This window comes from Corallococcus sp. NCSPR001 (genome assembly GCF_017309135.1).
Taxonomy (GTDB): domain Bacteria; phylum Myxococcota; class Myxococcia; order Myxococcales; family Myxococcaceae; genus Corallococcus.
Map to the genome: position 1 here is coordinate 171625 of NZ_JAFIMS010000002.1, position 23067 is coordinate 194691.

Sequence of the window (23067 nt, forward strand, 5' to 3'; positions counted from 1 at the left end):
CCTCCGTTTACCGCCTCCCCGTCCGCTGGGAGACGTACCGGGAGGGCGCCCCCACCCCAGGCCGTACCTCGTTGGTGTTTCAGGTTTCCAGGCCGATCAGGGCGAGGGCAGCCGGCGCAGGGACGTCATGGGGAAGGGCGCCCAGAAGGGCGTTGTCAGGCTCTCCCCGTCCAGCGGGAACCAGGGCCCGTCCCTCCCCGCCAGGACGTGGAAGTCCTGCGCGGGGGTGAAGCCCTGCCCCACGAGCGCCAGCCGCTCCCCCTTCGCGTTGGTGGCCACGTCCAGCACGAGCACCGTGTGGCCGGGGCTGCCGCCCAGGACGAAGAAGTCCCCGGGGCGCAACTGCTCCCGCGTGGGGCGGGCGCCCTCCGCCTGGAGCGACAGGGTGCCCGCGTAGGTGAAGAGCAGGTTCAGGTAGCTCCGGAAGGCGGCCCGCGAGCTGTCCGCCGCCGCGCTCCCCGGCACCCACGTCACCTTCGAGCCGGAGACCCGCGCCCGCTCGCCCGCCGCGTACCGGGGCCAGGACGCCACGTGGCCGCTGGTGAAGCGGTACGCGATGCGCTCCGGCTGGCCGGACGCCCAGCGCCACTCCGCATGAAGCCGCAGGATGGAGTCCGCGCACTGCTGGAGGTTCGCGGTGCCCACGTCCAGCTCTCCCACCGCCGCCAGCCGGGCGTCGGAGGCCGCCAGCACGGTATTGCCCCGGAAGTCGAGCACCGGCGTTCCCTCCGGGCGCAGGGGCAAGCCGCGCAGCCAGGCGCCAAAGGAGCCCGCCTCCAGGGGCACGCGCGTATAGCCCTCGGGAGGCGCGAAGGTCTCCTCCAGCGAGCGCACCCGCGCGGAGGCCGGCAGCCAGGGGTAGCGCGTCCGCTCCTCGGCCGTGGGAGCCCTGGGCGCGACCTTCGCCCGCCCGGCCGCTTCACAGCTCGCCAGCGGCAGCGCCACGGTGAGCAGGGTGGCCAGGGCCAGCAGGGGGCGGCAGGGTGCCATCGCGTTCAAGAGGCGGACTCCAGGAGGACCCGGGCCGGGGAGAATCCCGGACCCTTCCCTGGGACACCGCACGCGGGCCACGGGGTCCTCGCGCCGGGCGTGGCTCCACGAGGCCACCGGAGGAGTTCTTCGCCGGACGCTCGCCATGCCGGGCAGGTGCGCCCCTGGGGTCGAGCACTACCTTTTGAAGGCCATGCACCGTCGGGCAAGCCTCGTGCTGCTCAATACGCTGTCCCTGTCGCGACTGCCGCTCGCCGCGGTGTTCATCGCGGTATCGGACCTGCGCATCCGGGCCTTCCTGGTGGTGCTGGCCGCGGCGACGGACTTCCTGGACGGATGGATTGCCCGGCACCGGGGACTGGCCACGCGCCTGGGAGCGCTCATCGACCCGGTGGCGGACCGCGCTTTCATGGTGACGGCCTTCATCGTGTGCCTGCTGGACGGGCTCATCGACCCCGTGGAGCTGACGCTGCTGCTCCTGCGGGACATCGGCACGGCCATCGGCTTCATCGTCGCCAGGGTGCGGCCGGACATGCGGGACGTCGAGCTCAAGGCGCGGATGCTGGGCAAGGTCGTCACGACGCTGCAGCTCGCGGTGTTGCTGAGCGTCCTGCTCTACCCGCCGCTGGTGCGGCCGCTCGTCGCGCTCGTCGCGCTGCTGTCACTGGCGTCGGTCGTGGATTACTCGCGGGCGGTGTGGCGTCAGCGTCAGCGCCGGGAGCTGCCGCCGTCCCGGCCGTCCTCGCACCTTCCCCATGGGCCCACGGGGACGCCCATGGGGTCCGTGCGCGAGTGACCCGGACGCCTCACGCGGGCACGGCGCGCGTGTCCACGGACACGGCCGCCAACCGGGCGCGTTCGCGCTCCATGGCGGCGCGCTCGCCGTCGGACAGCGCGTCCCAGACCTCGTCCATCGCGTCGAGCAGCGCATCCGCTTCGGGTGAATCCCCGCCGGGCGCGCGGGCGCGGACGAGGGCCAACTTGTGCAACAGGGTTCGGTACCGGTCGTAGACCGTCATGATGGGAAACCTCCGTCCGGGAGACGCGGACGGGGCCATGCGGCTGACGGGAGGAGCCCTGGGCTACCGGCGGCGTTGCGTCTCGGCGTCGCGGCGGGCCTCGGCGCCGGTCAGCACGGCGATCTCCCGCGTGTGGCTGCGGCCCACCAGGTTCACGGTGGCGCGCACGCGCTCGCCCTCCTTGAGCTCCGTCACGCCAATGTCCTCGCCGTCGCGGACGATGCGCGTCTGGGTGCTGATCTCCAGCGGCAGGCTTGAGCCGTCGTTGTCGATGACGACCTCCTTGTCGGACACCGAGCGCACCTTGCCCCGGTAGATGGCGTCCACCACCGCGACGCCCTGCTGCTGGGCACCTGAAGCGGGGGGCTTCGCCGCGGCGGGGGCCCCAGTGCCCGTGTTGCCCGTGCCCCCCGTGCCCGTGTTCGTCTCCGGGCCCGGGTTGGGCGGAGTCGTCTGGCCTTCGGGGTTTGGTTCCGCGCTGGGGCTGTTCGGATCCGACGGGATGTCGGTGCCCTGCGCGGGCGCGGTGCCAGGAGCCGTCACAGCGGGGGCCTGCGTGTTCGTCCCGGAGCCGCCCGTCCCAGGCTGCCGCGGCGTGATGACCCGTGAGCCCGCGGGAGGGACGGTCTCCTCGGACGCGGCGTCATCCTCCATGCCGCCGGATGGAGTCCCGGCGCACATCAGCAGGAAGGCCAGGCCCGCGATGCCCAATCCCATCCAGGTGTCTCGCCTCATGCGCCGAGTGCCTCCCTTCCTGGGAAGGTGCACGCGCACGCGGCGCGAACCACCGGCCCGGACGCCCGGCGTTCGCCTGCCCGTCCGGACTGCCAACCCACGACCCGGCGCCTGCCCGGAAGAAAAGCGAACGCCCCCGGTCCCACGAAGGGACACGGGGGCGTCAGGCCCACGGGCGCGGAGGCGCGGCCGTTACGGCAGCGGGAGCGGACCGCCGCCCTGGGGCAGCGTCTTCGCCAGCTCCACGGCCTTGGCCGCCTGCACTAGGCCGTAGCCGTACTTCTCGTCCTTGCCCGGCGTCGTCTTGTCGTCCTTCGCCGTCCTCTCCAGCACCGCGCGCACGTGCGCGGCGCTCAGGTCCGGCCGGGCGCTGAACACCAGCGCGGCGACGCCCGACACATGCGGGGTGGCCATGGAGGTGCCCGACTCGCGCTGGTAGTCCAGGCCGGAGATGGACACCGTGACGTCCTGGCCCACCATCTTCTTGAGGGACGCGCCGGCCGCCATGGAGATCGACACCGTGGGCACCCAGTGCGAGTTCGCGGAGCCCAGCGTGAAGGTCCCCTCCCCGTCGTCCTCCACGTTGTTGCCGATGATGACCGCGCGGGCGCCGGCTTGGATGACGTTGCGCGCCTTCTCCTCGAAGAACAGGTCGCCGCGGTCCACGTAGGCGACGAAGCCCTCGCAGGTGGCGGACTCGCCGCACGACGCGCGGTCCGCGCCCAGGCCGCAGTTCACCAGCCGGCCCGTGTACGTGCCCTGCGCGGTGTACGTGAGCGGCGACGAGGCGATGGGCGACGACGCCGCGGTCACCGAGGACAGCGACGCCGCCCCCAGCACCGTGGCGCTCAGCACGTTCACGCCCGGCCCCACCACGGACAGCTCCTGGCCGAACTGCGAGAAGGGCGCGTACTCGCCCTGCAGGTCCACCGCGCCCACCGCCATCACCGACGGCAGGTACCCGGCCGGATACGCGATGCCGCGCTTGCCGTCATTGCCGCTGGCCGCGACGGACAGCATGCCGTTGCCGCCATCCCAGACCTTCTCGAACATGGTCTGCTCGGTCGGGGACGAGTCCGGCGCGCCCAGCGACAGCGAGGCAACGCGCGCCCCCTGCGAGTGGCACCAGTCCACCGCCGCGATGACGTCGTCCGTGCGGCCGCCGCCGTCCGTGTCCAGCACGCGCGCGACGAGCAGCGACGCGCCCGGCGCCACGCCCACCACGCCGTTCGGCTCCTCCCCGGGCGCCACGCGCGCGCCGGAGCCCGCGCCGAACTGCGCCAGGATGGTCGCGGACACGTGCGTGCCGTGGCCGCCGCCCACCGTCACCACGCCCTGGGACACGCTCTGGTCGGACGGGTCATCGTCGTGGTCGACGAAGTCCTTGCCCGCGAGGAACGCCGCCTTCAGCTCCGGGTGCTTGCTGTCCCAGCCGCTGTCGATGACGCACACCTTCACGCCCTCGCCCGTGGGCGCGCCGGGGTCGAGGACGCCGTCGTTGTTCGCGTCCCACACCTGCGGGGCCTGGACCATCTTCAGCCCTTCCGTGTACTCGCCCACCGACCCCTGCGTGCTGTACGCGCCCTGCCACGACGCCAGCGGCGGAGGCGTGGGCAGGCCCAGCGCGCGCACGCGGCGGTTGGGCGTCACGGAGACTACGTCCGGGCGGAGCTTCAGCGCGGAGATGGCCTCCGGCGACAGCCGGGCGGACACCACGTTCATGTTCGGGATGCGGCGCCTCACCGTGCCGCCCTCGCGCTCCACCGCCGCCGCGATGTCCGCCGACGCGGCCAGCGCGCTCGCGGACACCTTCGGCTTGTAGGTGATGATGACGCCATCCGGCGCCTCGTCCGTGCTCAGCGGGGAAACCCCCGGCTTGGGCAACGACACCTCCGCGGTGCCAGGACACGCCTGGGGCAGGACGTCGATGGGTTCGGGGTCACTGCCACAGCCGCTCGCCACCAGTCCGGACAACCCGAGCCCAAGCCAAAGCCAACGCTTCATGGGGTGTATCTCCTTCGCCCGGCCAACGTGGACGACCGCGCCGTGACCCGCCGCCCCCGAAAGAGGGGCCGGATGGAACGGGCCGGCCCTGCATCCCGTTCCCATGGCGATTTAAGCATGGACGCAGGACGACTGCTCGGGCGGCTGTCGTGCGCCCGACGGCCATTCGGTGCCAATCCAACGTGAGGCGCTCAACGCTGAGGGCGAGCGCCTCGCTCGCGGCAGGACCTCCGGCCCGGCATGACGCACCGGGCCTGTCCTCCCTGGCAGGGGGTCAGGCGTCGGAGGGATCCACGCCGAAGATGCGCTGGGCATCCACGGCGTAGGCCGCCAGCTGCCGCTCGGTCTCCGCCGCGTCCCAGCCCAGGCGCGGCGCCATCACCTCCGCGGCGCGGACGGCGGCGGCGCGGCCCTGGTCGCGCGTCTCGAACGCGACCTTGAGGCGGCGGATGAGCAGGTCCGCCAGCGTCTGGACCATCTCGTGGGTCACACCCCAGACGGCCTCGGCGCGGCGGTACGGCAGGCCCTCCACGAGCGGCTCGGCCAGTTCGGGCGACTCGCGAGTGAGCGCCCACACCGCGTGCCAGCGGCTGCCGTACGCGCGAACCAGGTGTTCACCCGTGGCCGCGTCCCCCACCTCCTGCTTCGCCGCCGCGAGCTCCGCGTCCAGCTTGAGGATGTCGCCGCCCGGCAGGGGCTGCTCGTGGGTGACGGGCTTCTTGTGCGGGAGGGCCAGGTGGCGCTCCACGGCGTTGACCACGTCGCGGGCCATGACCCGGAAGGTGGTGAGCTTGCCACCGCTGATGGCCAGCACGCCGGCCGGGCTGACGTCGATGGAGTGCTCGCGGCTCGCGCTGCCCGCGTCGGTGTTGCCGTGATAGCCGCTCGCCGCGAGCGGGCGGATGCCGGCCCAGGCGCTGACCATGTCCTCGCGGGTGAGGTTCGCCTCGGGGAAGAAGGCGTTGGCGGAGGAGAGCAGGTAGGCCACGTCCGCCTCGCTCGCGCGCACCTCGGCCGGGTGGGCGCGGGTGGCCGTCTCCGTCGTGCCAATGAGCGTGAACGCATCCGCGGGCAGGATGAACATCACGCGGCCATCCACGGGCGACAGGAGCGTGAGCGCGTCCCCGATGTTCAACCGCGAGCGGGGCACGGCGATGTGCACGCCCTTGCTGCCGCGCACCGCGGGCCCCGTGCGCTCCTGCTGCGAATCCAGCCGGCGGATCTCATCGCTCCAGGGCCCGGTCGCGTTGACGACGGCGCGAGCGCGCACGGTGTGCTCCTGGCCGGTGAGGTGATCCACCACCACCGCGCCCTTCGCCTTGCCGTCCTCCAGCACCAGCCGCGTCACAGACGCGTGGTTGAGCACCACCGCGCCGGCCTCGCTCGCGCCCAGCGCGTTCGCCAGCGTGAGGCGGGCATCATCGGTGGCCGCGTCGTAGTACCGGGCGCCGCCCTTGAGCCCCTCGGCCTTGATGCCGGGCTCGGCCTCCACCACCTGCTTGAGCGACAGTCGCTGATACGCCTTCACGTTCCGGAACAGGGACAGGGCGTCGTAGAGCATCAGGCCCGCGTTGAGCTTCCAGCGCGGAACGCGAGCCCCTTCATAGACAGGCCACACGAAGGCCAGCGGGCGCACCAGGTGGGGCGCCAGGTGCAGCAGGCGGCGCCGCTCGATGCTCGACTCGAAGACGAGCCCCAGGTGGCCGTGCTCCAGGTAGCGCAGGCCCCCGTGGATGAGGCGCGACGAGCGGCTGGACGTCCCGCTGGCGAAGTCCTCGCGCTCCACCAGGGCCACCTTCAGGCCCCGCAGCGCCGCGTCCCGGGCAGCCCCCGCGCCCGTCACCCCGCCGCCAATCACGAGCAGGTCGAAGGACTCAGTCCCCAGCGCACGCAGACGGTCGGCGCGCGAGGGCGGGGCAGGAACCTCCGTGGAGGCAGGCAGGGAACGAAGCGCTGCGGATTCGGAACGCACGTCACGAGTCTATGACGGGAAGTCTTTGGCCGCAGCGGATTCCGATGCAATGCGTCAAGAGGTCCACGGGGTGATGGGACCGGGCGGCAGGGAACTGTCTCGCAGCGGGCGGCGGAGGCGTCCTTGCGTGTCGTGGGGAGGACGGATAGGCAGGCGACCGCCTCACCTCCCCCGTCCTGGACGCTCCGCCGCCGTACCCCCGAATCGCCGTGTGGGATTCCCGAGACCGACGAGACCTGGCGTTCCTGGGACTGTGGGTCCTGGTGTACGGGCTCGCGGTGGCGCCGGTGCTGCACGCGGTGGTCGGCCACGGCGGAGGCCTGGGAGGCCACGAGCACGGCGTCAGCACCCACGTCCACGGCCCCCAGGGCGCATGTGACGCGACGAAGGCCGCGTGCCCGAAGGAGCAGGGCCATGGCCACCAGCACCTGACGGGCTCGGTGGAGCACCTGCTGGCGGTGGCGGCGAGCTGGACGGTGTTCGTGCCGCCGAAGCTGCGCTGGGTGTCCTGGCGCGTGGAGCCGGAGCGAAGCCCGGAGTGGTCGCCAGGCCAGCGGTTGCGGTCCACGGCGATGCCGCAGGGCCCCTAGGCCCCCTCGGACCTCCGTAAGGAAGACTCGCGAGCATGCGGACCGTCTGGCCCAGGCCAGCCACGGGCCTGCGTGAGCGTGCGTCCCGAATCCGTCCGTCCATCCACCCGCACACCCCGGAACGCGTCCCGACGCGAGCCGGGGACGTGTCGTCGTCTCCTCGTGCCGTCTCAATCGTGCCCATGTTGCGCATCGCGTTCGCCACGCTCTCGACGTGTCTGTCCTCGGCCATGCCCGCAGTACAGGAAGGGCCGGAGACCACCGGCCATGGGGTGACAGAAGCCACGCCAGAACATCAGCAACCCGAACCACAACAGCCCACGGAAGCCCCTGCCGCCACGGAGGCCGCCGGGAAGCAGCGCTCCACGGTGGTGCGAGGCACACGTCCGGCCCAGAGCGCCGCCGAGGTCACCATCGGGCGGGACATCCTCGACACGGCACCGCGGATGAACGCGACGGACGTGCTGAGGGTCGTCCCGGGCCTGGTGGCCTCGCAGCACAGCGGCGAGGGCAAGGCGCAGCAGCTCTTCCTCCGAGGCTTCGACGCGCTCCACGGTCAGGACGTGGAGCTGAACGTCGGAGGCCTGCCGGTGAACGAGGTGAGCCACATCCACGCGCTGGGCTACGCGGACACCAACTTCATCATCCCGGAGCTCGTCCAATCGCTGGAGGTGACGGAGGGCTCCTATCGCGCGTTCCAGGGGGACTTCGCGGTCGCGGGAACAGTGCGCATGGACCTGGGCGCGCGCGAAAAGGGCGTGGAGTTCGCCGGAACGCTGGGCCAGTTCAACACGCGCCGCCTCGTCGTAACGGTCCGCCCGGGCGAGGACCCCGGCACCTTCGCGGCGGCGGAGCTCAGTGAGAGCGACGGCTTCGGTCCCCAGCGAGGCTACGGCCGGGCCGCCCTCCTCGCCCAGGCGAACATGGACCTGGGCCACGGCCTGAGCGCGCGAATCCTGGGAAGCAGCTACATCACGCGCTTCGACTCACCGGGAGTGGTGCGAGAGGACGACCTCGAAGCCGGGCGCCGCACCTTCTACTCCGGCTCCTTCGACCGACAGGGAGGCACGGTCTCCAGGCACCAGCTCCTCATCGGAGTGGACCTCCCGCGCGAGGGCACCGCGCGAACGCGCCTGGAGGCCTTCGGAATCCTCTCGGACCTGCGCCTGCGCAACAACTTCACGGGCTACCGGGTGGACGACCGGGGCGACGGCCTGGAGCAAACCCACGGCGGCACCACGCTGGGCCTGCGCGCCGAGCACCGACGCCAGGTCACGCTCTTCGACCGCCCCGTCGCGCTGGAGCTGGGGCTCGGAGGCAGGCGCGACGGCATCCACCAGACGCAACGCCGTTACCGAGAGACGGACGGCACCTTCTTCGCGGACGAAGTGGACGCGGACCTCACCCAGACGGACGTCTGGGGTTACGCCGAAGCCAGGCTCCCGCTGGGCCGTTGGGCCTTCCGGCTGGGAGGCCGGGCCGACGCGCTGGGCGTGGAGGTCTTCGACGCGCTCGCCTTCCGGGACCCGCGCTACTACGACGGACAGGGCTACTCGCGAAGCGCCTTCGGGGTGCACTGGGGCGCTAAGGCCGGCATTGAATACGCGCTCACGGACACCTGGGCCCTCTTCGCCAGCTACGGAGATGGCTTCCGCTCGCCGCAGGCACGAAGCCTCGCGGAAGGAGAGCAGGCCCCCTTCGTGAACGTGCACGGAGCGGAGCTGGGCACGCGGAGGGACGGAGAACGTCTGTCCCTCCAGGCGAGCGTCTTCGGCTCGCAGGTAGCGGACGACTTCTTCTTCGACCACACGGTGGGCACCACCGTCTTCACGGGAGAGACGCTGCGCACCGGCATCTCCGCGTCCCTGCAGGCGCGTCCACTCGAAGGCGTCACGGCCGCGCTGAGCGCCACGGTGGCGAACGCGACGGTGGCGAAGACGGACGCGAAGCTCCCCTACTTCGCGCCGCTGGTCGCCCGAGCGGACCTCGGCTGGGAGAAGCCGCTGCCCGGCATCGACTCCGTGCTGTCCCTGGGCACGGGCCTCACGCTCATCGGCCCCAGGCCCCTGCCCTACGGCGAATACAGCCACACCGTGTTCCTCGCGGACGTGCAGGCCGCGCTGCGGCGGGGAGCGCTCGCGCTGCGGCTCGACGTGAAGAACCTGCTCGACACGCGGTGGCGCGACGGCGAGTTCGTCTACAGCTCGCGCTTCGACCCCACCGCCCAACCCAGCCTCGTTCCAGCCAGACATTTCACCGCGGGGGCGCCACGCGTGGCCTCGCTCACCCTGGAGGTCCACCTGTGATGAACCCGATTGCACTGGCCTTGTTCGTAGCCCTGATGAGCCTGGGCTGCGGCGGCAAGACCGAAGCCGAGCGCCGCACCTTCGCCGTGACGATGACGGCGACAGCGCCCACGGCCCCCAACGAGTACGGCTGGACGGTGACGCCCGAAGCCGCGCATCTGTCCGTGGGCTCGGTGCGCTTCTTCGAGGGCCGCGTCCTGCTGTCGCGACGCTTCGACTGGTACTCGCTCATCGGAGGCACCGCGAACGCGCACCCCGGCCACTACGTCCCCGGTGATGCCCTGGGAGAGGTGCTCAACGCCCAGACCGTGGACCTGCTCGCGGGACGAAACCTGGGCAACGCCAACGCCGTCACCGGCTCCTACGGCTCGCTGGAGCTGACGCTCGTGACGCCCACGGCGGCCACGGACGCACAGAACGTGCTCGGAGGCCACCAGGCCCACGTGCGAGGCACCGCGACCCACACGTCCGGAGCCACGGTGCGCTTCGACGCGGTGGTGGACCTGCCCAAGGCCATCGAAGGCGTGCGCTTCGAGCGCGACCTCCAGCAGGAGGCTGGCTTCGTGCGCATCGCGGTGGACCTGGGGAAATGGATGGACCGCATCGACTTCGCCACCGCGTCGCTTCCGGACGCGGCTGGCGTTTCCACCTTCCCCGCCAACAGCCAGGCCCAGAACGGGCTGGTGCGCGGCGTGGAAGACACCAGCGCCTACGTCGTGACGTGGGTGGAAGGAGCAGCGGAATGAAGAAGCATTGGCTGATGGGAGTGTCCTGCCTGGCCCTGGTCGCCTGCTCGTCGGGTCAAGGCAACGTGACGTTCACCGCGTACGGAGAGGACTTCATCGAGAAGGAGATCCCCTCCAGCGCCTTCGAGGACGGCTGGACGGTGAAGTACACGAAGTTCCTCGTGAAGCTGGGCGAGGTGAAGGTCGCCAACCACGAGGGAGAAGTCGCCGCCGAACAGACGGCCGCGAAGGTGTACGACGTGCACCGTCCGGGCCCCGTGGACGTCGTGACGTTCAACGACCTGGCCTCCGAGGAATGGGACGAGGTGAGCTACGCCATCGCCCCCGTCACGAACGCCACGGCCGGCAACGCGGACGCGGAGGACGTGACGCGGATGAACACCGAAGGCTGGTCCGTCTACGTCGAGGGCTCGGCCACCAAGGGCAGCGTGACGAAGAACTTCCACTGGGGCTTCGCCACCAACACCCTCTACGAGCACTGCGAGAACGAGGACATCGGCAACGGCGTGACGGTGCCCAAGGGCAGCACGGAGACGGTGCAGCTCACCCTCCACGGCGACCACCTGTTCTTCGACGACCTCCAGTCGCCGGACGCGAAGATGCGCTTCGACGCCATCGCCGCGGCGGACAGCACGGGCATCGTCGGTCCGGACGGCGAAATCACCCTGGATGAGCTGGGTCTGGTGAGCCTGACGTCGCTGCCCTCGGGCCAGTACGGCACGGGAGGCGCGGGCAGCGTGCGGACGCTGCGCGACTTCGTGACGGCGCTCGTGCGCACCGTGGGCCACTACCGCGGCGAAGGCGAGTGCGCGCCGCGCGTCCGCTAGGACAAACACCCGGAGGGGCCGGCCCGAACGCGCGGCCGGCCTCTCCCGTTTCACTCAGCGCTTCGAGGAATCGTCCCCGCCCGTCATCCCACCGCCGTGAGAGGGCGTGTGGGACGGCGTGTTCGGAGGACGGTTCGGGTTCATCTGGTTGGCGCGGTTGTCCTGCGCGGACTTGTGCTCCGGGCGCTCCGGGTTCTTCGTGTTGGAGCGCTGATCATTCGGGGTCGGGTTCTTGTGCTTGCTCATCGTTCGGCGTCCTCCGTGTGTCCGGGCATGGGCGCCCGGACGGAAGGCACGGTAGGGAGACGCCCCCGGGAAGCGCAGGGGCCCAGGGGGCGCTGCCCAATGTCCGGCACCGGTCGCTCGGGCTGTCCTCTTCGGACCGGGAGCGCTCGCCGCGCTTTCCTACGGATGCCGGGGACGACGCGAATGCCTAATCCTTGACCCTGGGGAGGTACGGCGCGTGAAGACCGTGACCTACGAGCGCAGTGGGCATACGAACACCGGAGCGCAGGCGCTGCGGGTAGAAGGCCTCAAGCACCTGCGCGTCCTGGAACAGGGCGAACCGGTGGTGGAGCGGGACCTGACGCCGGAGGAGATCCGCCGGCTGACTCCATTGCTGGAACCTCTACAACGGGAGCCCGAGCCCGCTGCCCTCGCGCCCCAGGCGGGAAGCCCGGACATCCTGGCGGTGACCCTCGCCTTCGAGGACGAGGAGACACCCCGGTTGAGACTCGCCACCGAGCGGCTGCCCGCGAAGGGAGGCGGGTATGATCGCCTGCTCGCGGAGCTGGATGCCCTGCTGTCCGCGGAGCTCCACGCGCGAGCCCCCCGCCACGCCCACGCCGTCCTGCCGCACCAGCTCCGTCAGGACGAATGACGCAAGGCCGCACGGTCCGTGAGGGCCACGTCGGACAGGGCACAGCAGGGGAGCAGCCGGGGCGGGTTGCCCTGGAGGCCCGGTTCTGACAGACAAGAAGCATGAAGCGCGTGCAATTCTCCGTGCACCGCACGGTCGGAGAGGCACGGATGCTGGCGGGAGCCTTGGAGTCTGCCGGGCTCTCAGTCGACATCCGCGGTGAGTCCCTGGTCCCGTTGAGCGGAGAGATTCCCAGCACCGAGGCCTGGGTGGAGCTGTGGCTGTGGCCCCAGGAACTGGAAGCCGGGCGCCAGGTCCTCGCGGAGCTCCAGGCCAACCAGGAAGCCGCCAACCGTTCGGTGACCTGTCCACGCTGTGGAGAGGAGAACCCCGCCAACTTCGAGCTCTGCTGGAGCTGTGAACTGGAGCTGCCGTCGGGGCTGCGCCCGCACCTCCGGGCCGTTTAGAAACGCCCCATGAGCGACCCATGGAACAAACCCGGGGAGCGGAGCGGCCGGCGCCGGAACCAGGGGCTCCGTGGCGTCCTCTGGGTCTGCGGAGTGGCGCTCGCCATCCACGTCATCCCCCTGTTCCTGCCCCGCGACATGCCCGAGCAGGAGCTGGCCATCGCGAGGGCCACGGAGAACGTGGAAGGTCGTCTGCGGTTCCTGGTGCCCCTGAAGCACAACGACAAGGCGACAGCCGCGGACCTGCGAGAGGCGGCCGAGCTCCTGCGCGAAGGAGCCCCCGCCGAAGCGCATGACCTGGCCCTGGAAGCCGAGCGGAGGGACCCGAACGCCCTGGAGACCCAGCTCCTGCTCGCGCGCATCTGCGACCGGGAGCGGATGTCCCGCTGTGTGGACCAGTCGCTCGCGAAGGCAGGGAAGCTCGCGCCGGCGGACCCACGAGCGGAGCTGCTCCGGGCGGACCTGAGCGAACAGAAGGGTGACGTCGAGGGCGCCACGGAGGCCCTGTCCCGGGCCTACAGCCGCACTCCAGGCGATCCCCTCGTCGGCGTGCGCTACGGCCGGATGCTCAGCCGGATGGGAAGGCCCGAGGACGCCCTGAAGGTCTTCACCTCCCTGGAGGGCAAGGTCCCCGCGGCCCGGCTCCTGGTGGAGCAGGGGCTGGTGCTCTCCAAGGAAGGCCGGAGCCAAGAAGCCGTCGGGCTCTTGCAGCAGGCGGTGCAGAAGGACCCGAAGCTCGCGGAAGGCCACTTCCAGCTGGGCATCGCCTGGTTCCAGTTGGGAAACGAGACCGCCGCCGAGGCAGCCCTCCGTCAGGCGGACCGGCTGAACGTGTCCGACACGCGGGCGCTGGCCACGCTGTGCACCCTCCAGGTGAAGGCAGGGAAGCTCGAGGGAGCACGCCAGACCCGCACGGACCTGGAGCGGCGCTTCCCGCAGCGGATGGACGCCATCCGGGAACAGTGCCGGCTCCCCTGAAGCACGGGGGACGCTCAGCGCGGCTCCTGCCCCCGGATCTGGCGAAGCATGCGTGCGGAGGCGATGACCGGCGCGTCCACGGACCCGTCAGCCCGTTCGGTGCGCACCACCGCCTGGAGGAAGGGGATTGCCTCTTCATCGCGGCCCTGCTGGAAGAGCAACTCCCCCAGCGCGAACCGAGCCTGGGTGAGGAGGACCAGGTCCTCCGCCGCCACGGCCGCATCAATGGCGTCACTCAGCGCGGACTCCGCCAGCTCGGGCTGTCCGCGTCCAAGCAGCTCGCGGGCGCGCTGCAGGTGTTCAAGGGTATTCATGGGGCACGGTCCCCGAGCGGAGAAGACAGCAATGGAAGACAAGCGCCTGGTCGAGCTGGAAATCCGCTACACGCAGCAGCAGGAGCTGCTGCAGGAGCTCAGTGACGTGCTCTACCAGCAGGGGCGCGTCATCGACGCGCTCCGAGCGGAACTGGACCAGCTCAAGCGCAAGCTGGACGCCGAGCCGGGCCTGGTGGACGCCCGCCAGCAGGAGCGTCCCCCCCACTACTGAGGCAGAGCCTCAGAACTTGTAGCCCAGCCGCAACCCAATGATGGGATTCGGATCGAGGTAGCCCACCTCGACGCCAATGCTCGCGGCCTTGCCCTGGAGGCCAAAGCCAAACGCCGCATGGGCCTTGAAGGTGTCACCCTTGAAGAAGATCCACGGGCCCGCGAGCCCTTCGATGTAGACGGTCCGGCCCACGGTCGCGCGAAGCGAGATGTCCAACGGAACGCCAATGATGTTGCCGTCGGTGACGAGCACCGCGCCGAACCGGGCACCCACGAAGAGTGGACCCGCGACATGCCCTTCAACGCCCAGCGTGAAGTTGAACGCGGCGCTGGTGTCGACCCAGTAGTCCGCGCCCACGCCGAGGCGCACCCCGGACTGCTGCGCCTTGGATTCCGCGGGCACCAGCAAGAGCCCCAGCGCGAACAGACCAGCGGCGTAGATTCGAAGCAGATGCATGCGAGAGGCTCCTGTCCAGAGAGGGGGAAAGAGCGCCACTCAAGCAAAGCAGCCAGGGTCAGGCCAGCCTCAAAGCCAGGCGCCTGTGCGTTCGCATCCCGTCGGATCAATCCACGACGAAGCGCGCGCCCGGGCTCCGTGACACAAGCCCGCAAAGACAAAGCCCCTGGCGCCTTGCGGCACCAGGGGCTTTCAAAAAGAATCCGGCAGCGACCTACTCTCCCACGCGGTTTCCCGCGGAGTACCATCGGCTCTGGAGGGCTTAACTTCCGTGTTCGGGATGGGAACGGGTGTGACCCCTCCGACATTGCCACCGGAAAAACGAATGACGGTGCATACGAAGGGTAAGTTGCAAGCTTCCGCTTGAGTGAAGCCTCTTGCGACAGAAGTCGAAGAAGCAATTGAAACAGCTGCCTTCCGGGCGGACGCGCATGGGCGTCCTGGCCTCGGCCTTGGCCCCGAGTCCCTTACTCCCCTTGAGGGGGCATGCAAGAGAATGGGGGAAGTAAGCCGCTCGACTTATTAGTACTGGTTAGCTTAACGCGTTACCGCGCTTACACACCCAGCCTATCAACGTGGTAGTCTTCCACGAGTCTTCAGGGGCTTGCGCCCGGGATACCTGGTCTTGAGGTCGGTTTCCCGCTTAGATGCTTTCAGCGGTTATCCAATCGGCACATGGCTACCCAGCGATGCCTCTGGCGAGACAACTGGTACACCAGCGGTGCCTCCAACCCGGTCCTCTCGTACTAAGGTCAGAGCCTCTCAAGTATCCTACGCCCACAGCAGATAGGGACCAAACTGTCTCACGACGTTTTGAACCCAGCTCGCGTACCGCTTTAATTGGCGAACAGCCAAACCCTTGGGACCTGCTCCAGCCCCAGGATGCGATGAGCCGACATCGAGGTGCCAAACCTCCCCGTCGATGTGAACTCTTGGGGGAGATAAGCCTGTTATCCCCGGAGTACCTTTTATCCGTTGAGCGATGGCCCTTCCATTCAGGACCACCGGATCACTATGACCTGCTTTCGCACCTGCTCGACCTGTCGGTCTCGCAGTCAAGCTCCCTTATGCCATTGCACTCGACGCCCGGTTTCCAATCGGGCTGAGGGAACCATCGCGCGCCTCCGTTACTTTTTGGGAGGCGACCGCCCCAGTCAAACTACCCACCAGACAGTGTCCCAGTCCCGGCTGACGAGACGTGGTTAGACACCAGAAATCAACAGGGTGGTATTTCACCGTTGCCTCCACCGAACCTAGCGGCCCGGCTTCAAAGGCTCCCACCTATCCTACACAGTCAATCCCTAGTGTCACTGTCAAGTTGTAGTAAAGGTTCACGGGGTCTTTCCGTCTTGCTGCGGGTAAACTGCATCGGCACAGCTATTTCAATTTCGCTGAGTCCCTCTCCGAGACAGTGCGGAAGTCGTTACTCCATTCGTGCAGGTCGGAACTTACCCGACAAGGAATTTCGCTACCTTAGGACCGTTATAGTTACGGCCGCCGTTTACTGGGGCTTCGGATCATCGCTTCGCCTTGCGGCTGACGAATCCCCTTAACCTTCCAGCACCGGGCAGGAGTCAGACCCTATACGTCGGCTTGTCGCCTTCGCAGAGTCCTGTGTTTTTGGTAAACAGTCGCTACCGCCATTTCTCTGCAACCTCTCTCGGCTTCGGCTGTACGCCTACACCTACCAGAGGCCCACCTTCTTCCGAAGTTACGGTGGAAATTTGCCTAGTTCCTTGGAGGAGAGTTCTCTCAAGCGCCTTAGGATTTTCTCCTCACCCACCTGTGTCGGTTTGCGGTACGGACACCCTGCAGACTCCCTGCGGGACTTTTCTTGGAAGCCGAGCATCAGCGACTTACCCCTTGCGGGGCGCCATGGGGTCTCGGGGATGACTGCCGCGCCTTTATTCGTACGCGACACCCCTACGCCTTTAGACTGACACAACCACCGGTCAGCTCGCCTAGCTTTCTCCGTCCTCCCTCAGTTCAACGTCTGCAAGATGGCGCAGGAATATTAACCTGCTTGCCATCACCTACGCCTTTCGGCCTCGGCTTAGGACCCGGCTAACCCTGGGAAGATTAACTTGACCCAGGAAACCTTGGGTTTACGGCGAGGGGGTTTCTCACCCCCTTTATCGCTACTCATTTCGGCATCAGCACTCCCAGTCGCTCCAGCGGCCTTTTCAGTCCACCTTCGCTGCAACTGGGACGCTCCCCTACCGCCATGCATGCCAAACATGCATGACCCGAAGCTTCGGCACTAGTCTTGAGCCCCGTTACATTTTCGGCGCGGCCTGTCTTGACCAGTGAGCTATTACGCTTTCTTTAAAGGATGGCTGCTTCTAAGCCAACCTCCTGGTTGTCAATGACCTGCCACATCCTTTCTAGTGTTCACTTAGACTAGATTTGGGGGCCTTAGCTGTCGGTCTGGGTTATTCCCCTCTTGCCAATGGACGTTATCACCCACTGACTGCGTCCCGGGATAACAATTGCCGGCATTCGGAGTTTGATACGGTTTGGTAATCTGGTGAGACCCCTAGCCGTTTCAGTGCTCTACCTCCGGCATTGAATTACCCGAGCCGATACCTAAATATCTTTCGGGGAGAACCAGCTATCACGGAGTTTGATTGGCCTTTCACCCCTACACACAGCTCATCCCAGAAATTTTCAACTTTCATGAGTTCGGTCCTCCATGCGGTGTTACCCGCACTTCAACCTGGCCATGTGTAGATCACCCCGCTTCGGGTTATAATACACGCAACTTAGCGCCCTATTCGGACTCGCTTTCGCTCCGGCTCCACCTAACGGCTTAGCCTCGCTACGTATATTAAGTCGCCGAATCATGATGCAAAAGGTACGCTCTCGCACTGGCTTGCGCCGTAGTGCTCGAACTGCTTGTAGACATGCGGTTTCAGGTTCTTTTGACTCCCCTCACCGGGGTTCTTTTCACCTTTCCCTCGCGGTACTTGTTCACTATCGGTCGCCAAGGAGTATTTAGGCTTACCGGATGGTCCCGGCAGATTCAGACAGGATTGCACGTGTCCCGTCTTACTTGGGTAACCCGCTCAGCTCCAGTTGGCTTTCGTGTACGCGACTATCACGCTCTTTGGTGCGTCTTTCCAGGACGCTTCCACTAGCCCTCCAGAGTCCTACCGCGGACCCGCTACCCCATCGCCATTTGCATGGCGCTGGTTTGGCCTCTTCCCATTTCGCTCGCCACTACTTTGGGAATCACTCATTGTTTTCTCTTCCTCAGGGTACTGAGATGTTTCACTTCCCCTGGTTTGCTCTGCAAACCTATGAATTCAGTTTGCAGTAACGCAGCTATTCGCCGCGCTGGGTTTCCCCATTCGGACATCTCCGGATCAACGTTTGGTTGGCAACTCCCCGAAGCTTTTCGCAGCCACCCACGTCCTTCATCGCCTCTTGGCACCTAGGCATCCACCGCACGCCCTTAGTAGCTTACTTGCCCTAATCTCTTGTCTAACGCCCGCCTCCCGGCGGATTGTCGAAACTCGGAGACCAAGGCCCAGACCTCTGCTCTTCGCTAGCAGGCCCGGAAGACATTCTTTATTGCTGTTTCTCACTGCTTCTTCTTGTGTGGGAGACTTCGCTTTTGCCCCACTCGGCTGCCTCGCGGCGCCAGGTGAGACTCATTTCGAAGTCGGCACTTCTGTTGAGAACTTCACTCAGCAGAAATTGCAACTTACCCTTCGTATGCACTTGTCAAAGAACGTCCTGCGACTTCCAGGAAACTTGTGGAGCTGATCGGGTTCGAACCGACGACATCCAGCTTGCAAAGCTGGCGCTCTCCCAGCTGAGCTACAGCCCCGACTCTCGCGTCAGCACCAGTCACTCTGTGTCTTCCCTCCAGTGAGGAAAGAAGAGTGGTGGGCCTAGGTGGACTTGAACCACCGACCTCGCGCTTATCAGGCGCGCGCTCTAGCCAGCTGAGCTATAGGCCCAGGGGGGCTAAAGCATCGGCGAACCTTACAGCGTCCTTCATTCTCAAAGAGCCGAGCACACCTTCGCTCGGTCCTTCAAAACCAAACAGCAAGCCCGAAGTTCATAATGGATTGTTTACCGGAAACATTGACCTAGTTAGACCTGATAGCCTTTCGGCTACTGGCATCGCCTGCTGCTCCGAAGAGTCAGCCCGATGCCCGGTCTCCTTAGAAAGGAGGTGATCCAGCCGCAGGTTCCCCTACGGCTACCTTGTTACGACTTCACCCCAGTTACCGAGCACTCCTTGGGCATCTCTTGGTGAGATGACTTCTGGAGCAATCGACTCCCATGGTGTGACGGGCGGTGTGTACAAGGCCCGGGAACGTATTCACCGCAGCGTGCTGATCTGCGATTACTAGCGATTCCGCCTTCATGGAGTCGAGTTGCAGACTCCAATCTGAACTGAGACCGGTTTTCTGCGATTAGCTCCCCCTCGCGGGTTTGCAGCGCTCTGTACCGGCCATTGTAGCACGTGTGTAGCCCTGGTCATAAAGGCCATGAGGACTTGACGTCATCCCCACCTTCCTCCGGTTTAACACCGGCAGTCCCTCTAGAGATCCACTTGCGTGGCAACTAAAGGCGAGGGTTGCGCTCGTTGCGGGACTTAACCCAACATCTCACGACACGAGCTGACGACAGCCATGCAGCACCTGTCTCTCGGTTCCCTTGCGGGCACTCCCTCATCTCTGAAGGATTCCGAGGATGTCAAGACCAGGTAAGGTTCTGCGCGTTGCGTCGAATTAAACCACATGCTCCACCGCTTGTGCGGGCCCCCGTCAATTCCTTTGAGTTTTAGTCTTGCGACCGTACTTCCCAGGCGGAGAACTTAATGCGTTAGCTACGGCACCGCAGGGGTCAACTCCCACGACACCTAGTTCTCATCGTTTACGGCGTGGACTACCAGGGTATCTAATCCTGTTTGCTACCCACGCTTTCGCGTCTCAGCGTCAGTTACCGTCCAGGTGGCCGCCTTCGCCACCGGTGTTCCTCCCCATATCTACGAATTTCACCTCTACTTGGGGAATTCCGCCACCCTCTCCGGCACTCAAGCTCTGCAGTTTCGGGCGCACTTCCTCAGTTGAGCTGAGGGCTTTCACACCCGACTTGCAAAGCCGCCTACACGCGCTTTACGCCCAATAATTCCGAACAACGCTTGCACCCTCTGTATTACCGCGGCTGCTGGCACAGAGTTAGCCGGTGCTTCTTCTCCCGGTACCGTCAAGGCAAAGCGTATTAGGCTTTACGGTTTCGTCCCGGTCGAAAGTGCTTTACAATCCAAAGACCTTCATCACACACGCGGCGTTGCTGCGTCAGGCTTTCGCCCATTGCGCAAAATTCCCCACTGCTGCCTCCCGTAGGAGTCTGGACCGTGTCTCAGTTCCAGTGTGGCTGATCGTCCTCTCAGACCAGCTACCCGTCGTTGCCTTGGTGGGCCATTACCCCGCCAACTAGCTGATGGGCCGCGGACTCATCTGGTTGTGATAGCTTGTATACAGAGGCCACCTTTTCCCTCAGCCTCCGAAGAGACCGTGGGCTTATCCGGTATTAGCCAATCTTTCGACTGGTTATCCCAGGCATCCAGGCAGATTATCCACGTGTTACGCACCCGTGCGCCGCTCTACTAAGGGTTGCCCCTATTCGCGCTCGACTTGCATGTGTTAGGCACGCCGCCAGCGTTCGTTCTGAGCCAGGATCAAACTCTCCAATTGTATTCTTGGTTTGCTTGAACCGGCGTTCCCCGAGACCCGGCTAAGGAGTCTCGGCTCGCTGATTCGTCGGCACTCCCCTCCTCGCTGCGCTTTTCAGCGCTGCTCTTGGAGGTGAAGCGCCCTCAAAAAATTGACTGCGGGTTTCCGCAATCCATTACTGCTTGGGCTTGCTATTTGGTTTTCAAAGACCGAGCCGCTTGTTGCGACTTTGTTGCTTGCCGGCTTGTTTCGTCCGGCGGGGTTGCAGCTTCTATTTCAGTTCGCAGCCAGCGTCAACTTCGCTTTTGCGTCCTGCGGGCTTGCTTCGAATTTCGTCGGCGCCGTCCAGTGACTTTCGCCGCTTCTTTTCGAAGGGGAGCGGCTTCTACTTCAGCGCCGCGCTCCCTGTCAACCGCTTGCTGTCAGCTTCCTTCACCGCTTTGCGTCCGTCATGTTGCTTGCCGGACTGCTGCTTCTTCGGTGGGGCGCGGCTTCTATCTCTTCGCCGCGTTCGCTGTCAACCCGCTCGTTGACTGCCCTATTTCCTTGTCGGTGCTGCTCTCTCCACGAAGTGCCTTCCGCGCCAGTGCGCGGGCTTCGAGGTGAGGGGCGCGGCTTCTACCTCTTCACCGCGTTCGGGATCAACATTCTTCGTCGATCCTTTTCTTCCCCCCTGCGGACTTTCCAAGGCCCGGAGGCCAGCGGTTCGTCGCGGGGGGTCCACTCTCTAACGCTTCGGGCCGACGACGTCAAACACTCGTTGCGCCGAGCCTGATCATTGGAGCTCCGACATCAAGAGAGCGAGCTGCGGACCCTTCCTTGATGTCACCGGCAGCTGGATGGGAGGAGGCTTGAACGCCTGGCTGCTGACCGAGGTGTTCTCGACCTTGGTGCTAGAGGGGCGGACCATGCTCCCCGAGAAGATCTACCTCATCGACCTCCAGCCTCAGCTGGTGAGGGCCTGGGACGAGGCCTTCGACGCGTTCGACTTCGTCGCCGTGCGGCAGGAGGACTTCTTCGCCGTCCCCGCGGACGCGATGGTCAGCCCGGCCAATAGCTTCGGCATCATGGATGGAGGACTCGACCTGGCAATCCGGGACACCCTGGGCCTCCAGGTACAGGACGCCGTCCAACGGGCCATCGTGGAGCACCATCATGGTGAGCTCCCCGTCGGCGCCGCCGTGGTCGTGCCTTCGGGTGATGCCCGCTGGCCGTTTCTCGTTGCCGCGCCGACCATGCGCATTCCGGAGAGCGTCTCTCAGACCGTCAATGCGTACCTGGCGTTCCGGGCCGCTCTTCTCGCGGTGAAGCGGCACAACGAAGCCGCTGGCGCTCCTGTCATCCGGACGCTGGTGTGTCCCGGCCTGGGCACCGGGATTGGCGGGATGGATGCCCGGCGGTGCGCGACGCAGATGCTGCTGGCGCTGAAGCATGTGCTCGCGCCGGCCCGCATCCCCTCCTTCCGCGACATCCATCTCACCCACCGTGCACTGCGCACCGGATAGGCCCGGACGCGACAAGGCCCCCGACCCGGTGACAGGTCGGAGGCCCTTTCGCCCTACGGATGCCGATTTACGTCACGGCGTCGCGGGGTCGAACGTGGAGATGCTCCAGCCCATGCGCTCGTGGCCGAACTTGTTCCAGTCCGGGTTCTTGCCGTTGACGACCTGGGTGTCCGTGTAGGACGGCGCCCCGGAGCCGGAACCGGAGCCGGAGAAGATGTTCACGCTGATGGTGGAGCCCGTGTACGTCGGGTGCGTGTTGTCCGACTGGATGTAGTCGTAGCTGGTGCTGCTGTTCGCCAGGTGGCCGTTCGCGTCGCGCAGCGTGCTGCGCAGGGTGACGCTGATGCGCTGCACGTAGGCGTCCTCGGTCTCGCCGGCGCGGTAGGCGATGGCGGCGGAGTCAATCTGGCCGTCACCGTTGCGGTCGTAGTCGGAGGCCATCATCTCCGCGAAGGCGTCCGCGCACTTGAAGCCGTACTTCGCCGCCAGGTTGCAGGCGCGCCAGTTGCTGCGCGCCAGCAGCGGCAGGAAGTACTGCTGCTTGTTCACCTTCTGGCCCGTCGCCGAGTCCGTGCAGGAGGTCAGCACGTTGTCCGCGTCATAGCCGGGGTAATAGATGTTGGAGATGACCTTCACCTTCGCGGTGGTCGCGTACTGGTTGATGGTCTGCATCGCCCGCTCCATGTACGTGGTGCAGGTCGACAGCGCGTTCTGCAGGCCGCTGTAGTTGCACGTCCCCGTCTGGTCGGTGAACGCGCTGCGGGCCTGCAGGTAGTCGTTGCCGCACATCTCGAACATCACGACGCGCGTGCGGGAGTCCTGCATGTAGGAGCGCTCGGAGACGATCTTGTTGTTGTAGATGTCGTCCGCCTTCGCGCCGGACTTCGTGCGGCGGATGACCTCCACGTTGGTGCCCCACTTCTTCGCCGCGTACTCACCCTCCACCACCGGGGCCGCACGACGCCCCACGCTGGAGATGCCGCCGTTGTAGCCGGCAAAGATGGAGTCGCCGTAGGCCACCACCCGGTACGTCTGCGACGCCGAGCGGTTGATGGTCCACGACGTGTTCTGGTTGATGGTGCTGGCCATCGCGGTGCCACCGAGGGTGGTGGCGGCGAGGACGGCGGCGAGGGACAGCCCGCTGCGACGAACGGACATACCGGCTCCTGAAGAGGTAGGGGGTTCCCGCCCCGGCAATGGGGAGAGGCCGCGCACGGTACACGGGTTTGACTCTGGAATCACTCCTCAGACCTGAATTAACCCCGCAGTATGTATTCCATGTTGAACATGAATTCCGCCACGGTGCGTCAGGCTGGCGCCGTCGCCCGCGCTCTGCTGACGCGGCGCTTCCGGTTGACGCGATGTTTCACGGTT

Annotated in this window: 19 protein-coding genes, 2 tRNA genes and 3 rRNA genes; 10 read left to right on the plus strand and 14 right to left on the minus strand. The window is 66.4% G+C overall.

The window, feature by feature from the left end:
* Window positions 1-96 precede the first annotated feature (96 nt).
* Entirely contained in the window at window positions 97-990 is an 894-nt protein-coding gene (locus tag JYJ93_RS02550; RefSeq protein WP_206800047.1) for a DUF4846 domain-containing protein, read from the minus strand.
* 193 nt (window positions 991-1183) lie between these two features.
* Here JYJ93_RS02550 and JYJ93_RS02555 point away from each other — a divergent pair, with 193 nt between their 5' ends.
* Window positions 1184-1786: a CDP-alcohol phosphatidyltransferase family protein gene (locus JYJ93_RS02555; protein WP_206786328.1), complete on the plus strand. Its 603-nt coding sequence runs from the start codon at window positions 1184-1186 to the stop codon at window positions 1784-1786.
* Window positions 1787-1796: 10 nt separating this feature from the next.
* On the opposite strand, the gene JYJ93_RS02560 is transcribed toward JYJ93_RS02555, so the two are convergent.
* From JYJ93_RS02560 to glpD, 4 genes are all read right to left on the minus strand, one after another.
* Window positions 1797-2009: a hypothetical protein gene (locus JYJ93_RS02560; protein WP_206786329.1), complete on the minus strand. Its 213-nt coding sequence runs from the start codon at window positions 2007-2009 to the stop codon at window positions 1797-1799.
* A 63-nt stretch (window positions 2010-2072) separates the two neighbouring features.
* Complete coding sequence (locus JYJ93_RS02565) at window positions 2073-2744, minus strand: hypothetical protein (protein ID WP_206786330.1); 672 nt, start codon at window positions 2742-2744, stop codon at window positions 2073-2075.
* Window positions 2745-2936: 192 nt separating this feature from the next.
* A complete protein-coding gene (locus JYJ93_RS02570) occupies window positions 2937-4748 on the minus strand; it encodes a S8 family serine peptidase (RefSeq protein ID WP_206786331.1) in 1812 nt (603 codons plus the stop codon).
* Between the two features lie 274 nt (window positions 4749-5022).
* Window positions 5023-6720: a glycerol-3-phosphate dehydrogenase gene (gene glpD, locus JYJ93_RS02575; RefSeq protein ID WP_206786332.1), complete on the minus strand. Its 1698-nt coding sequence runs from the start codon at window positions 6718-6720 to the stop codon at window positions 5023-5025.
* A gap of 209 nt (window positions 6721-6929) precedes the next feature.
* Between glpD and JYJ93_RS02580 the strand changes: the two genes are divergently transcribed.
* From JYJ93_RS02580 to JYJ93_RS02595, 4 genes are all read left to right on the plus strand, one after another.
* The gene (locus tag JYJ93_RS02580; RefSeq protein WP_242543636.1) at window positions 6930-7310 is read left to right on the plus strand and encodes a hypothetical protein; all 381 of its coding nucleotides are present in this window, start codon (window positions 6930-6932) and stop codon (window positions 7308-7310) included.
* A gap of 182 nt (window positions 7311-7492) precedes the next feature.
* On the plus strand, window positions 7493-9616 hold the full coding sequence (locus JYJ93_RS02585; RefSeq protein WP_242543637.1) for a TonB-dependent receptor: 2124 nt from the start codon (window positions 7493-7495) through the stop codon (window positions 9614-9616).
* Entirely contained in the window at window positions 9616-10362 is a 747-nt protein-coding gene (locus JYJ93_RS02590; RefSeq protein WP_206786334.1) for a hypothetical protein, read from the plus strand. Before JYJ93_RS02585 ends, JYJ93_RS02590 begins: the two co-directional genes overlap by 1 nt.
* Window positions 10359-11189 carry a hypothetical protein gene (locus tag JYJ93_RS02595; protein ID WP_206786335.1) on the plus strand — a complete coding sequence of 277 codons (831 nt, stop codon included), beginning with the start codon at window positions 10359-10361 and terminating at the stop codon, window positions 11187-11189. Before JYJ93_RS02590 ends, JYJ93_RS02595 begins: the two co-directional genes overlap by 4 nt.
* A gap of 54 nt (window positions 11190-11243) precedes the next feature.
* On the opposite strand, the gene JYJ93_RS02600 is transcribed toward JYJ93_RS02595, so the two are convergent.
* Complete coding sequence (locus JYJ93_RS02600; protein WP_206786336.1) at window positions 11244-11435, minus strand: hypothetical protein; 192 nt, start codon at window positions 11433-11435, stop codon at window positions 11244-11246.
* A 217-nt stretch (window positions 11436-11652) separates the two neighbouring features.
* On the opposite strand from JYJ93_RS02600, the gene JYJ93_RS02605 reads away from it, so the two are divergent.
* The 3 genes from JYJ93_RS02605 (at window position 11653) to JYJ93_RS02615 (ending at window position 13493) form a co-directional block, all read left to right on the plus strand.
* On the plus strand, window positions 11653-12069 hold the full coding sequence (locus tag JYJ93_RS02605; protein ID WP_206786337.1) for a hypothetical protein: 417 nt from the start codon (window positions 11653-11655) through the stop codon (window positions 12067-12069).
* 101 nt (window positions 12070-12170) lie between these two features.
* Complete coding sequence (locus JYJ93_RS02610; RefSeq protein WP_120567845.1) at window positions 12171-12515, plus strand: hypothetical protein; 345 nt, start codon at window positions 12171-12173, stop codon at window positions 12513-12515.
* Between the two features lie 9 nt (window positions 12516-12524).
* Window positions 12525-13493, plus strand: coding sequence for a tetratricopeptide repeat protein (locus tag JYJ93_RS02615; protein ID WP_206786338.1), 969 nt, complete (start codon window positions 12525-12527; stop codon window positions 13491-13493).
* Window positions 13494-13507: 14 nt separating this feature from the next.
* On the opposite strand, the gene JYJ93_RS02620 is transcribed toward JYJ93_RS02615, so the two are convergent.
* Window positions 13508-13807 carry a hypothetical protein gene (locus tag JYJ93_RS02620; protein ID WP_014392969.1) on the minus strand — a complete coding sequence of 100 codons (300 nt, stop codon included), beginning with the start codon at window positions 13805-13807 and terminating at the stop codon, window positions 13508-13510.
* A 31-nt stretch (window positions 13808-13838) separates the two neighbouring features.
* Between JYJ93_RS02620 and JYJ93_RS02625 the strand changes: the two genes are divergently transcribed.
* Window positions 13839-14039, plus strand: a complete 201-nt coding sequence (locus JYJ93_RS02625; RefSeq protein WP_014392968.1) for a SlyX family protein — start codon at window positions 13839-13841, stop codon at window positions 14037-14039.
* 9 nt (window positions 14040-14048) lie between these two features.
* Here the strand turns inward: JYJ93_RS02625 and JYJ93_RS02630 are convergent, their stop codons facing one another.
* The 6 genes from JYJ93_RS02630 to JYJ93_RS02655 all read right to left on the minus strand — a co-directional run bounded on the left by JYJ93_RS02630 (window position 14049) and on the right by JYJ93_RS02655 (window position 20209).
* On the minus strand, window positions 14049-14495 hold the full coding sequence (locus JYJ93_RS02630) for a hypothetical protein (protein ID WP_171419611.1): 447 nt from the start codon (window positions 14493-14495) through the stop codon (window positions 14049-14051).
* Window positions 14496-14696: 201 nt separating this feature from the next.
* Window positions 14697-14813: ribosomal RNA gene (gene rrf / locus JYJ93_RS02635) — 5S ribosomal RNA — on the minus strand.
* A 183-nt stretch (window positions 14814-14996) separates the two neighbouring features.
* Window positions 14997-17963: ribosomal RNA gene (locus tag JYJ93_RS02640) — 23S ribosomal RNA — on the minus strand.
* Window positions 17964-18254: 291 nt separating this feature from the next.
* A tRNA-Ala gene (locus tag JYJ93_RS02645) sits at window positions 18255-18327 on the minus strand.
* A 56-nt stretch (window positions 18328-18383) separates the two neighbouring features.
* Window positions 18384-18460, minus strand: a tRNA-Ile gene (locus JYJ93_RS02650).
* A gap of 211 nt (window positions 18461-18671) precedes the next feature.
* Window positions 18672-20209, minus strand: a 16S ribosomal RNA gene (locus tag JYJ93_RS02655).
* Together the 16S, 23S and 5S rRNA genes with 2 tRNA genes alongside form the textbook arrangement of a ribosomal RNA operon.
* 830 nt (window positions 20210-21039) lie before the next feature.
* On the opposite strand from JYJ93_RS02655, the gene JYJ93_RS02660 reads away from it, so the two are divergent.
* On the plus strand, window positions 21040-21693 hold the full coding sequence (locus JYJ93_RS02660; protein WP_242543638.1) for a macro domain-containing protein: 654 nt from the start codon (window positions 21040-21042) through the stop codon (window positions 21691-21693).
* Window positions 21694-21765: 72 nt separating this feature from the next.
* Here the strand turns inward: JYJ93_RS02660 and JYJ93_RS02665 are convergent, their stop codons facing one another.
* Entirely contained in the window at window positions 21766-22851 is a 1086-nt protein-coding gene (locus JYJ93_RS02665; protein WP_206786339.1) for an SGNH/GDSL hydrolase family protein, read from the minus strand.
* Window positions 22852-23067 lie beyond the last annotated feature (216 nt).